The sequence below is a fragment of the Bradyrhizobium sp. SRL28 genome (assembly GCF_018596315.1).
Lineage (GTDB): Bacteria > Pseudomonadota > Alphaproteobacteria > Rhizobiales > Xanthobacteraceae > Bradyrhizobium.
On record NZ_JAHEAG010000005.1, the window covers coordinates 306135 to 318645 of the forward strand.

9 protein-coding genes are annotated in these 12511 nt (G+C 63.2%); 4 read left to right on the forward strand and 5 right to left on the reverse strand.

The window, feature by feature from the left end; all coding sequences use genetic code 11:
- Positions 1-142 precede the first annotated feature (142 nt).
- From KIP88_RS15145 to KIP88_RS15160, 4 genes are all read right to left on the reverse strand, one after another.
- Positions 143-1564 carry an amidase gene (locus KIP88_RS15145; RefSeq protein ID WP_214488708.1) on the reverse strand — a complete coding sequence of 474 codons (1422 nt, stop codon included), beginning with the start codon at positions 1562-1564 and terminating at the stop codon, positions 143-145.
- Complete coding sequence (locus tag KIP88_RS15150; protein WP_214488709.1) at positions 1557-2729, reverse strand: M20 aminoacylase family protein; 1173 nt, start codon at positions 2727-2729, stop codon at positions 1557-1559. The genes KIP88_RS15145 and KIP88_RS15150 overlap by 8 nt, the downstream gene beginning before the upstream one ends.
- Positions 2730-2734: 5 nt before the next feature.
- On the reverse strand, positions 2735-4267 hold the full coding sequence (locus tag KIP88_RS15155) for a M81 family metallopeptidase (RefSeq protein ID WP_214488710.1): 1533 nt from the start codon (positions 4265-4267) through the stop codon (positions 2735-2737).
- 313 nt (positions 4268-4580) lie between these two features.
- Positions 4581-5711: a M20/M25/M40 family metallo-hydrolase gene (locus KIP88_RS15160; protein WP_214488711.1), complete on the reverse strand. Its 1131-nt coding sequence runs from the start codon at positions 5709-5711 to the stop codon at positions 4581-4583.
- A gap of 404 nt (positions 5712-6115) precedes the next feature.
- Between KIP88_RS15160 and KIP88_RS15165 the strand changes: the two genes are divergently transcribed.
- From KIP88_RS15165 to KIP88_RS15180, 4 genes are read left to right on the forward strand one after another with little or no spacing between them, the layout of a single operon-like run.
- Entirely contained in the window at positions 6116-7696 is a 1581-nt protein-coding gene (locus tag KIP88_RS15165) for an ABC transporter substrate-binding protein (protein WP_249790782.1), read from the forward strand.
- Between the two features lie 53 nt (positions 7697-7749).
- Positions 7750-8691, forward strand: coding sequence for an ABC transporter permease (locus tag KIP88_RS15170; RefSeq protein ID WP_214488712.1), 942 nt, complete (start codon positions 7750-7752; stop codon positions 8689-8691).
- A complete protein-coding gene (locus KIP88_RS15175; protein WP_214488713.1) occupies positions 8691-9614 on the forward strand; it encodes an ABC transporter permease in 924 nt (307 codons plus the stop codon). Before KIP88_RS15170 ends, KIP88_RS15175 begins: the two co-directional genes overlap by 1 nt.
- Position 9615: 1 nt before the next feature.
- Positions 9616-11232 carry an ABC transporter ATP-binding protein gene (locus KIP88_RS15180; RefSeq protein WP_214488714.1) on the forward strand — a complete coding sequence of 539 codons (1617 nt, stop codon included), beginning with the start codon at positions 9616-9618 and terminating at the stop codon, positions 11230-11232.
- A gap of 333 nt (positions 11233-11565) precedes the next feature.
- On the opposite strand, the gene KIP88_RS15185 is transcribed toward KIP88_RS15180, so the two are convergent.
- Positions 11566-12423, reverse strand: coding sequence for an alpha/beta fold hydrolase (locus tag KIP88_RS15185; RefSeq protein ID WP_214488715.1), 858 nt, complete (start codon positions 12421-12423; stop codon positions 11566-11568).
- Positions 12424-12511: the final 88 nt, after the last annotated feature.

Here is a 12511-nt window from a genome sequence, read left to right on the forward strand (position 1 = left end):
TCGATTGTTCGCTTTTGTCTAGCCTAGCTCAAGAACGTCGTCATGCCCGGGCTTGGCCCGGGCATCCACGTCCTTTCCTTCGGCAGAGTAAGAGCGTGGATGGCCGGGACAAGCCCGGCCATGACGGGGCCAAGTGCCCCCGTCACTTCTTCGGCGGCGAGGGCCACGGCCGCTGCGGGCCGCGCAGGCCTTCGAACGCCTTGGCCATGCCGAGCACGCCGAGATCGTCGAAGCGGCGGCCGACGATCTGCACGCCGATCGGAAAGCCCTTCGCGTCGTAATCGCCATTGATCGAGATCGCGGGATTTTCAGCCATATTCCACGGCACGGTATAGGCAATGTGCTCGAACGGCTTGTCCGGATCGTTGATCGGGGCAGCGAATTCGGCCGGGAAGTTCACGACCGGCGACACCGGCGAAACCACGTAGTCGAGATCGCAGAACAGTTTTGCAGCCGCGGCGCGGATCGCCATCGTGGCGTTGAACCCCCTGACGACGTCGACGCCGGAAAGGCGTGCGGCGGCTTCGGCCCATTTGTGGATATAAGGCAGCGTCTTGCCGCGTTCCTCGGGCGAAAGTTTTGAGAGATCGTCCCACATCCGCGCGCGCCAGAAATTGTCGAGTCCGTCGAGCATCTCGCGCGTCAGGATGCCATCGACCTCGGTCACGACGGCGCCGGCGGATTCAAACGCCTTGGCCGCCTTGATCGCAACATTTCGCACGTCGCTTTCCAGCGGCTGGCCGGCGCCGGGATCGAGCATCAGGCCGATGCGCAGCTTTCGCGGCGACTTGTCGTGCGCCTTCCAGTTGATGCTGTCCGCCGGCAGGCTCGTGCCGTCGCGGCGGTCCGGTTTCGCCAACACGCACATCATCAGCGCCGCGTCGTCGACGGTACGGGTCATCGGCCCGGCGACGCGGCCGACATAGGGCGGATCGACTGGAATGCGTCCAAAACTCGGCTTCAGCGCGACCAGCCCGCACCACGAGGCCGGCAGCCGCACCGAGCCGCCGATGTCGGTGCCGAGATGCAGCGGGCCGTAACCGGCCGCGCCTGCCGCACCTGCGCCGGAGGAGGAGCCGCCGGCATTTTTGCTGAGGTCCCACGGATTGCGGGTGAGGGGATGGAAACTGGAGAGGCCTGACGACAGCATGCCGTAATCCGGCATCGTCGTCTTGGCGAAGATGATCGCGCCGGATTCGCGCAACCGTGCGGCGGGCGGCGCGTCTTTCTCCGCCGGCACCAGCCTGACACTGGCAGCGCCCAGCGGGATCGGCTGGCCCTTGGTGGCGATATTGTCCTTGATGGTGAGGGGCACGCCGTCGAGCGCGCCTGCGGGCTCGCCTCTCTGCCAGCGGTCGGTCGAGGCCTTCGCGGCAGCGCGCGCGCTGTCCGGATCGAACAGATAGAGCGCCTTGATGTGCGGCTCCCACGCCGCGACATGCTCAATCACTTCGTCCAGCACTTCCGATGGCGAGAACTGCCTGGCGCGATAGCCGGCGATCAGGTCGACAGCGGAAAGGTCATGCAGCGAGGTGATCTCTTCTTCGGCGGCTGGTTTATGCATGCGAACCTACCGGCAAACGGGTTTCGATGATGCGGGCGAACATGCTGGCACCGATCGGCAGGATCTTGTCGTCGAGGACATAGCCGGGATTGTGCACCGGCACCGAACCGTCATGGCCGATCCAGAAATAGGCGCCAGGCACCACCTGCATCATGTCGGCGAAATCCTCGCTGCCCATCTTCGGCGTGGCACGCGTGAGGACGTTGGAGGGATCGACCACGGTCTTCGCCACCTCCTCAACCACCCTGGACTGTTCTTCCTCGTTGACCAGCACGCTGAAACCATCGCGGATATCGACGGATATTTCGCACTGGAAGGTCGCGGCAATGCCGGCGCTGATCGCGCGCATGCGTTCACGGATCAGCGCGCGCACGCCGTCGTCGAACGCGCGCACCGTGCCGCACAGCTTGGCGTCGCCGGGGATTACATTATAGGCGGAGCCCGCGTGAATCTGGGTGATCGACAGCACCGCCGCCTTCAAGGGATCGACGTTGCGGCTGACGATCGTCTGCAGCGCCTGCGCCAGCGTGGTTGCGATCATCACCGCGTCCTTGGAGCGTTCCGGCATCGCGCCATGCGCGCCGTAGCCCTGGATGTTGATGTCGAAGAAATCGGCGCCGGCCATCGCCGGTCCTGGAAGGATCGCGATCTCGCCGTGGTTGAGGTCGGGCGCGTTGTGCAGGCCGTAGACCTCGTCGCAGGGAAATTTCTGGAACAGGCCGTCCTTGATCATGGCGCGTGCACCGCCCAGGCCTTCCTCGGCGGGCTGGAAGATGAAATGCACGGTGCCATCGAAATTCTTGGTCTCGGCCAGATAGCGCGCGGTGCCGAGCAGCATCGTGGTGTGGCCGTCATGACCGCAACCGTGAAAGCGGCCGGGAATCGTCGAGCGCCATTTCAGGTTGGTGTTTTCCTCCATCGGCAAGGCGTCCATGTCGGCGCGCAAGCCGATGCGCTTGCCGCCATTGCCCTTGCCCTTGAGCACGCCGATCACGCCGGTGCCGCCGAGGCCGCGATGCACCTCGATGCCCCATCCCTTCAGCTTCTCCGCGACGATGCCGGAGGTGCGCACTTCCTCGAAGCCGATCTCGGGATGGGCATGCAGATCGCGTCTGATTGCGGTGAGTTCCTCGGCATAGCCGTCGATGCGTTCGATGGTGGGCATGTCTGTTATCCCGTGACTGGAGAGGTTGAGCGAGATTGAGCTGAAGGGGTGAAGGCAGGGCCGTTCGGCTTGATGCGGATGCCCGGGCGCAGCCGTGTCCAGGGGAGTGCTGCCGTATCGGCCGGCATCGCGCCGGGCGCGGCGCAGATCAGGAGCTTTTCGGCGATCGGTTCGAAATCGGCGCGGAAATGCACCGAGCTCTTGTTGACCAGGATTTTCTGTTCGGTCGGCTCGATGCCGACATAGCGGTACATCGACTGGTCCGCGAGCTGCGCCTTGTAGGAGCCGACGACCACACGGACGTCGCCGATGCGCAGGCAGGCCGACGGTCCCATATCCATGTCGCGTCCGCGATAATAGGGGCCGGACGCCACGAATTTGCCGTCGGACAGTTTTTCGACGACGAAAGTTTCCCTGTATGGCGCATCGCCTGATATGCCGGACTTGCCGCCGAGATCCAGCGTGACCGTGGCGCCGATTCCGGCTGCATGCGCGACGCTGGCCGATTGCGGATCGTAGATCACGCCGGTGGCACCGGAGGCCTTGTTGCGCACCAGCGCGCGCAGCATGCCCGTGGTGTCGGAATCGCCGCCGGCGCCGGGATTGTCCTGGGTGTCGGCGATGACGATCGGCTTACTTGCCGATTTCGCCAGCTCCATTGCCAGGCGCACGCCGTCATCGGGCGAATAGATGCGGCCGTCGAAATCGTCTTCGTGGCTCTCGACCAGCGCCACCAGTTTGTCGGCTGCGGCATCCGCATCGGCCTGCGTCCGGCCATAGGCAAACACGCTCGGCCCGCAATCCCTGAAGTCCGCCGCCGGGAAACCCGGCGCAAAGGACAGTGTCGGCACCGCGTCGTTTTCGAGCGCCGCGAGCTTTTCATAAATGCCCTTGGTCGGCTGGTCGTTGGTGCACTGCCAGGAGATCGGGATCAGGAACGGCAATTGCCGGAACGCTTTTGCAAAACGCTGCCCCGTCTTCAGCATCAGCGCGAGGTGTCTTGCACAGGCGCGGCCGGTGTCGGCCATGTCGATGTGGGGGTAGGTGCGGTAGGCAATGAGTGCATCTGCATGCTCCATCATCTCGGGCGAGACATTGGCATGGAGGTCGAGGCTCACGACCAGCGGCAGGTCCTTGCCGATCACCTTGCGGACGCGGGCAAGCGTTTCGCCTTCACCGTCGTCGTAATGTTCGGTCACCATGGCGCCGTGCAGATCGAGATAGACGGCATCGATCGGCCCAGCCGCAGCGATGCCGTCGACCATCTCCTTCATGACGCGTTCGAAGGCATCGTTGGTGACATGCGCCGAAGGGACCGCGGCCGCTGAGATCGTCGGGACCAGCTCCCAGCCATTGGCTTCGGCCGCCTCGACGAAGCCGGCCAGGCCGACATTGATGTTGCGCATCACCTTGAGCACGTCGGCGCCGTGCGCCATCGACGGCCAGCCGCCGCCATGGACGAAATCGTCATAGGTCGCCTTGGTCGGCGCGAACGTATTGGTCTCGTGCAGAAAGGCGCCAACGGCGATGCGGGTCATTAAGTGTCTCGGCCAATGCTTTTCGTTGGGGGGACGTTAAGCGCGTCATCGTGGCAAGCGCAAGCCGGGGAGCAATCCCGTTTTGCATGCCGCCCCACCGTCATTGCCTGCGACAACGCGAAGCGTTTGCGCAAGGAAGCGACTTGTCCGCCGTAGCTTTAGCGAAGGCGGTAGCAATCCATCGCGCGTTTTGCGGAGACATGGACTGCTTCGTCGCTTCGCTCCTCGCAATGACGGGAGGGGGCGTGGCTGCTTCGCCAACATCGAAACCGGGAACGCATTAGCGAAATCGCAGCCGTATCCTGCTTACCGCTCACGTCAGCGTCGCCAGCAAGCCTGCCATCAAACGGCCACGCTCGGCGAGGCTGTCGACCTCGATATGTTCGTTGAGCGTATGAGCGTCGGCGCCACGAACACCCAAGCCGTCAAGGGTGGGGATGCCCATCGCGCCCGTAAAATTACCGTCGGAGCCACCACCGGCGCTGCCATGCGGGAGCTCGACGCCCATTTGCCTGGCCACGCTGCGCGCGTGTTCGTAAAGCGCCATCGTGCCGGCATCGGGTTCCCACACCGGCCGGGTCACACCGCGGGTAACCTTGAACGTGACGTCATTGCTGCTCCCGGAAAGCGCGAGCATCCGTTCGACGCCGCGATCGAGGTCGGCTTGTCGCTTGGCCATGCTGAGCGCCTCGCCGGTGCAGGTCGTGGCAACGCAATTGACCCATTGGCCGCCATGCACGATGCCGACGGAGAAGGTGCAATCTTCGGTCGTCATGCCGTCGATAGTGATAATCTGGCGTGCCATCTCGCGGATCGCGGAGCGGCCCGATGAGAGCGTGGCGCCGGCATGGCTCGGCTTGCCGATGGCTTCGAGATTGAAGCGGGCAATGGCGTATCGCCCGGTGACCACGCCGTTGTTAGTGCGGCCCGGTTCCGGCACCAGCACATATTTGTTGCGGGCGGCTTCGGCCTCGATGATGTCGCGGGTCGATGGCGTGCCGACCTCTTCGTCCGGCGTGAACAGCACGGTAATCGGCAGCGGCGTGGTGAACGCGGCGCGGGCCAGTTGTCGGATGGCTTCGAGGGTGAGGTAGTTGCCGCCCTTCATGTCAAAGATGCCCGGGCCGTAGCATTTGTTGCCTTCGCGCCGCCATGCCAGCTTTTCCAGCGTGCCGACGGGATGGACGGTATCGAGATGTCCCGCGACCAGAATGCCGGGCCCGCCCTGCTTCGGGTGAGGGAAGCGCGCGCGGACGCAGCCGGCAAATCCTTGACGTCCGGCGATGCGTTCGATGGTCGCACCCATGATGGCCATTTCGCGCGCCGCAAGGTCGAGCATACGATCGACCGCACGCGCATCCCAGGTCGGGCTTTCGCATTCCACCCAGGCCCGCAAACCCTGCAGCATGGTCTCGGAATCAAAGGGAAGGTTGGCAGGATTCATATGGGTCCTCCCGGTTGGGCCGGAATGTTTGGGGTTCGGTGTGGGCCCTTTACGAGAAGGAGCGTCGGCGAATTTGTAAAGGGAAAACATGGCGCGTTCGGACCTTCCCGGTGCGAGGTAGGGCAACGGTAATTCTGGCATCATTCTTGATTGTAGGAATTTGAGGAGGCGTGTTGGCGGAGCTGAACCGGGACTGCAATCCATCCGGCGGCGGGCGTAAGCCAGCCGCGAAAGGACCTGTCCGGAGGGCTGTCCTGATTTCTGCCTGAGCGCCGGCGTCACTAGTGTCGTCGGGTCAAAAGGGTGTTGTGAAGCTGAATATCGACCCTATAGTCCGGTCAGAAACCGGGCAGGGGCCCGAACAATAGGCATTCGGGCGTCGAGACGACAACGGAGGTGAAGGAATGAACGCGTTCAGAAAAGCAATTCTTGCTGCGACTTGTGTCGGCAGCCTCGTGGCCATGGCAGCGCCGGCGCTTGCCCAGACCACGTTGCGCGCCGTCATGCACTCGGATCTGAAGATCCTGGATCCGATCTGGACCACGGCCTACATCGTCCGCAACCACGGTTACATGATTTACGACACGCTGCTCGCTCAGGATGAAAAAGGCGAGATCAAGCCGCAGATGGTCGAGAAATACGAGGCTGCGCCCGACAACAAGAGCTACACCTTCACGCTTCGCGACGGCCTGCTGTGGCATGACGGAAAGCCGGTGACTTCGGAAGACTGCATCGCCTCGATCAAGCGCTGGGCAGTCAAGGACTCTCTCGGCCAGAAGATGATGAGCTTCGTCGACTCGATCGATGCGGTCGACGCCAAGACCTTTACCATCAAGCTGAAAGAACCGACCGGTCTTGTACTGCTCGGCCTGTCAAAACCTTCGTCCAACGTGCCGTTCATGATGCCCAAGCGGGTCGCCGACACGGACCCCAACAAGCAGATCGAGGATTTCACCGGATCCGGCCCCTTCGTCTTCGTCAAGGATGAATGGAAGCCCGGCGACAAGACCGTCTACGTCAAGTTCGACAAGTACAAGCCGCGCGCCGAGCCGGCCTCGGGTCTTGCCGGCGGCAAGGTCGCCAAGGTGGATCGCATCGAGTGGCGCGCCATTTCCGACGCGCAGCAGGCGGTCAACGCGCTGCAAAAGGGCGAGATCGACTACATCGAGCAGCCCAGCCACGATCTCCTGGGTACCTTGAAGAAGGATGCCAACATCTCAATCGTCGAGGTGCCGCAAATCAAGGCGCAATACGTCTTCCGTCCGAACCACCTGCAAAAGCCGTTCGACAACCCGAAGGTCCGCCACGCGCTGTGGTACGCCTTCAATCAGGAAGACTTCCTGATGGCGACCATCGGTGACGAGAACTATATCAAGGCGTGCAAGGCGCTGTTCGTCTGCGACACGCAATTCGGCACCACCAAGGGGACGGACGGGCTTCTGACCTCCAATGCCAAGAAGGCGCAGGAGCTCCTGAAGGAGGCAGGCTACGATGGCACGCCTGTGCTGCTGATGCACTCCACCGACCTCAAGGCCTTGACCAACCTGGCGCCGGTAGCGAAGTCGCTGATGGAGAAGGCCGGCTTCAAGGTCGACATGCAGTCGATGGACTGGCAGACTCTTGTTGCGCGCCGCGCCAAGAAGGATCCACCGAGCGCCGGCGGCTGGAATGCCTTCCTTACGGCCTGGGTCGTTGCCGACGTGATGAACCCGGTCTCTGCCGCCTATGTGAATTCAGGGTGCGAAAAGGCTTCGTTCGGATGGCCCTGCGACGCAGAGATGGAGAAGCTGCGTGACGACTTCGCGCGCTCATCCGATCTGGCAAAGCAGAAAGAGATCGCGGAAGCGGTCCAGAAGCGCAATATCGAGATCACGGCCATGATCCCGGTCGGCGAGTACGTCCAGCCGATCGCCATTCGCAAGAACGTCAAGGGGCTCTTGATGGCGCCGGTCCCGGTGCATTGGAACATCGAAGTCACGAAGTGATGTGAAGGAAGCGGGCGGCTTCCCGCCGCCCGCTTCGTTTCGGGGATCGACCTATGTACGGCTACTTCTTCCGGCGATTGCTCGGCACGATCCCCGTGATGCTGGTGGTCGCGGTCTTCATCTTCCTGATGCTGCGGCTGACCCCGTCCGACCCGGCGGCAGTCATCGCCGGCGACAATGCCACCACCGAACAGGTGGCGCAGATCCGCAGCCAACTCGGCCTCGACCGGCCGATGATCGAGCAATTCGTGATCTGGTCGGGCAGGGTGCTGACCGGTAATTTCGGCGAAAGCTTCTTCTTCAAGAAGACGGTGGCCTCGCTGATCGGCGAGCGGATCGAGCCGACCCTGTCGCTCGCTCTGTTCACGATCCTGATTGCGGTGTTTGTCGCTGTTCCGCTTGGCGTACTGGCGGCGCACCGGCACGGTTCGTGGATCGACCGCATCGTGATGGGCTTTTCGGTGCTCGGCTTTTCCGTGCCCGTGTTCGTGATCGGCTATCTCCTGATCTATTTGTTCGCGGTCTATCTGAACTGGCTGCCGGTGCAGGGCTATCAGCGAATCTCGGAGGGGGTTGGCGGCTGGGCGCAGCGGTTGATCCTGCCGTCGGTGACCTTGTCGGTGATCTATATCGCGCTGATCGCGCGCATGACGCGCACCAGCGTGCTGGAAGTGCTGTCGGAAGACTATATCCGCACCGCGCGCGCCAAGGGACAGTCCGAGCGAAAGGTGCTGTTCCGCCATGCGCTGCGAAATGCCGCCGTCCCGATCGTCACGGTGATCGGACTTGGCGTAGCGCTCCTGATCGGCGGCGTCGTCGTTACCGAGAGCGTGTTCACGATTCCCGGCCTTGGCCGGCTCACGGTCGACGCGGTGCTGGCGCGCGACTATCCGACGATCCAGGCCGTGATCCTGCTGTTCTCGTTCGTCTACGTCATGATCAACCTGGCGGTTGATATGATCTATACCGTGCTCGATCCCAGGATTCGCTACTGATGGTGGACACGACGATCCTCGAACCCGTACTGCCGGCGAGCCCAGTCAAGCCCGCCGCGTATCGCAAATTGCTGCGCAACCCGGGCGTGGTGTTCGGCGCCGCCGTCATTACGATCGTATTGCTGATGGGGCTATTCGCGCCCTGGCTCGGAACCATCGATCCGACGGCGATCAGCCCGATCGCACGAAACAAGATTCCCGGCGCGGAAATCACAATACGGACGGATACCGGCGAACGCATCAAGATGATCGCCAAGTTCGGCACGGACAGCCTGGGACGTGACGTCTACAGCCGCGTGGTCTATGGCGCGCGCGTCTCGCTCTTTGTCGGCATCACGGTAGCACTGATCAGCGTCGCCTGTGGCCTGTTCATCGGTCTGCTCGCCGGCTTCTTTCGCATTCTCGACGCCGTCATCATGCGGATCATGGACGGGCTGATGGCGATCCCGGCCATCCTGCTGGCGATCGCCATGGTGTCGCTGTTCCGCTCCAGCGTGTGGACGGTGATCATCGCCATCACGGTTCCGCAGATTCCAGGCGTGGTGCGGCTCGTGCGCTCCATCGTGCTCAGCGTGCGCGAGGAACCCTATGTCGAGGCGGCGGTGACGCTCGGCACTTCGACCCCGAAACTGCTGTGGCGGCATGTGTTGCCCAACACGATCGCGCCCATGATCGTGCAGGGCACGTTCATCTGCGCGTCCGCCATCCTCATCGAAGCCATCCTGTCCTTCCTTGGCATCGGCGTGCCACCTGAAGTGCCGACCTGGGGCAACATCATGGCTGCGGGAAGAGAGGTGTTCAGCCTGTTCCCGCACAACATCATCTATCCCGGCGTGTGCCTTGCGCTCACAATCCTTGCCGTCAACGTTCTCGGCGACGGCTTGCGCGATACGCTCGATCCCAAAATGGCGAAACGGGTGTGATGTGAGCAATACCGTCCTCGAAGTCTCGAATCTTTCCGTCGCCATCAAGGGAGGCGACCGGACGCATGCGGTCCAGGGCATCAACCTGACCGTCGGTGCCGACGAGATCGTCTGCGTGGTGGGCGAGTCCGGCTCCGGCAAATCGGTGACGGCGCAAGCCGTCATGGGCCTGCTGCCGAAGGACGCGATGCGGGTCGAGAGCGGCTCGATCCGGCTGCAGGGCGATCAGCTCCTCACCAAATCGGACGCCGAATTGCGCGCGATCCGCGGCACCCGCATGGCCATGGTGTTCCAGGAGCCGATGACCGCGCTCAATCCGGTCGAGCGGGTCGGCGACCAGATCCGTGAAGTGCTGGAGATCCACACCGGCCTCGACCAGAAGGAGCAGCGCGCGCGCGTGCTCGAGATCATGCGCGCGGTGCATCTGCCCGATCCCGAACAGATGATCGACGCCTATCCGCATCAGCTTTCCGGCGGCCAGCGCCAGCGGATCATGATCGCGGCGGCGCTGGTGCTCGATCCCGCTTTGCTGATTGCCGACGAGCCGACCACCGCGCTCGACGTCACCACGCAGGCGCAGATCCTCAAGCTCGTGCGGGAAATGCAGGGGCGCACCAAAACCGGCGTGCTGTTCATTACCCATGATTTCGGCGTCGTTTCCGAGATCGCCGATCGTGTCGTGGTGATGCAGATGGGCCGGATCGTGGAGCAGGGTCCCTGCGAGGAGCTGCTGCGGAATCCGCGCGAGGACTATACCAGGATGCTGCTGGCGGCGGTGCCGAGCATGACGCCGCCGAAGCGGTCGCCCGTGACCGGACCAGTGGTTCTTCAGACCGAGAATCTTTTCAAGACCTATGGCAAGCGCTCGCTGTTTCAGCCCAAGGCCCGTGTGGTCGCCGCGGTCAAGGACGTCTCGTTGACGATCCGGCGCGGCGAAACGCTGGGCATCGTCGGCGAGTCCGGTTCCGGCAAGTCGACGGTGGCGCGCTGCGTCGCGCGGCTGGTCGATACGTCAGCGGGCGGCATCAAGATCGACGGTGTCGATATCGCGGCGATGCGGGAGAAGAAATTCCGCCCGATGCGCCGGCGCATTCAGTTCATCTTCCAGGACCCGTACCGATCGCTCAATCCGCGCCGTACGGTCGGCGAGGCGATCATCGAGGGTCCGATGAATTTTGGCCTCAGCCGCAAGGAGGCACTGCAGCGCGCGCGCGACCTGATGGCCGTGGTTCATCTGCCGCCGGCTGCGATCGATCGCTTCCCGCATCAGTTCTCCGGCGGCCAGCGCCAGCGGATCTGTATCGCGCGGGCGCTGGCGATGGAGCCCGAATTGCTGATCGGCGACGAGCCGGTGTCCGCGCTCGACGTCTCCGTCCAGGATCAGGTGCTGAAGCTCCTCGACGAAGTGCGCCGCAAGTTCAATCTGGCGGTGCTGTTCATCACCCACGATCTGCGGGTGGCCGCGCAAGTGTGCGATCGGATCGCGGTCATGCAGCGCGGGGTGATCGTCGAGCAGGGCGCGACAGCAGATGTCTTTGCCGCGCCCCAGCATGAATACACCAGGGCATTGTTCGACGCCGCGCCCGGCCGGCATCAGGAATTTGCTGCCAGCGCGTGATGGGGTTCTCAAACGCTCTCGTCATTGCGAACGAAGCGAAGCAATCCATCTCATGAGAAAGTATGGGTTGCTTCGTCACTCACGCTCCCTTGCGCAAACGCTTCGCGTTTGTCGCAGGCAATGACGGCGACGTCAGCAGCGGCTGTCGTGCAGCAGTTCCAGCCCGTCATTCAACAGCGGGGAGCGGATTTGCGGATGTTGAAGCGAAGGGGAACGCCGATCCCGCGCTGGCTTGCTCGCCGTAGATTTTGACTTTTCGGGATGTTGTTCGCTCGGCATGTCGTCAGCGCTCCATTTTGCTGCACGACAACATTTTGACCAGCGTTGCGTTCCTCAGGCCGGGTGCGCGGCGAGATGTTCCAGCATTAATTCGCATACACGTTCCGGCGCCTGATCCGCCGCAAAATGCCCGACGCCCGGAAGCACCTCGAAGCGATAGGGCGCGGCTATGAAATCGACCGTGCCTTCGGCAGCGCCGCGGCCGACGGTGTCGTCGGCGTCGCCCCAGATATAAAGCGTCGGTACGCGGATCGGGCCGAGTGGCCCGCGGACCGCGCCGCGGGCACGATACCAGGCGAGCGCCGCCTCCATCGCATCCTTGTTGCCAAGCACGGTCAGATGCATCTCGATCGCGTCCGCAGGGACGCCATTGGCAGTCAGACGCTCGCGCAGCCATTTGGCGTCGTCGGCGAGCACGACATCGGCGGCATCGGGCTCCAGAAACGCCTTGTGGTGCTTTGAGCGCTCTGCCTGCTCGCTGTCAGCCATCAGCGCGCGATTGAACGCGTTCGGATGCGGCCGCGAGAGAATGGTGAGCGAGGCCAGCCGCTCGTGGTGGCGGTCGGCGATGCCCCAGGCGATGCTGCCGCCCCAGTCGTGGCCGGCGAGATGAAAGCGCGCACTCCCATAACCGGCAGCCGCCACGATCGCCATCGCATCGTCCATCAGGCGGTCGATCAGGTAATATGAAAACTCACGTGGATCCGGCCGGGCGCCCGCCGAATAGCCGCGCTGGCTCGGCGCAATGGCGCGATAGCCCATGTCGCCGAGGGCCGCGACCTGCGCGCGCCAGCAATGCATCGATTCCGCAAAGCCGTGCAGCAGCAGCACAAGCGGCGCGCCGGGTACGCCGGCGGTGATGGCGTCGAAGACAAGATGCGGCGCGATGGCGATCTTTTCTTGGATGGACATGGGGCGATCCTGGCTGGGCAATCGGGCCGATCCATGGTGGGCCATATTTCAGCGGGCCTACCCGAATTGTGCAACCCGGGAAAAGTGC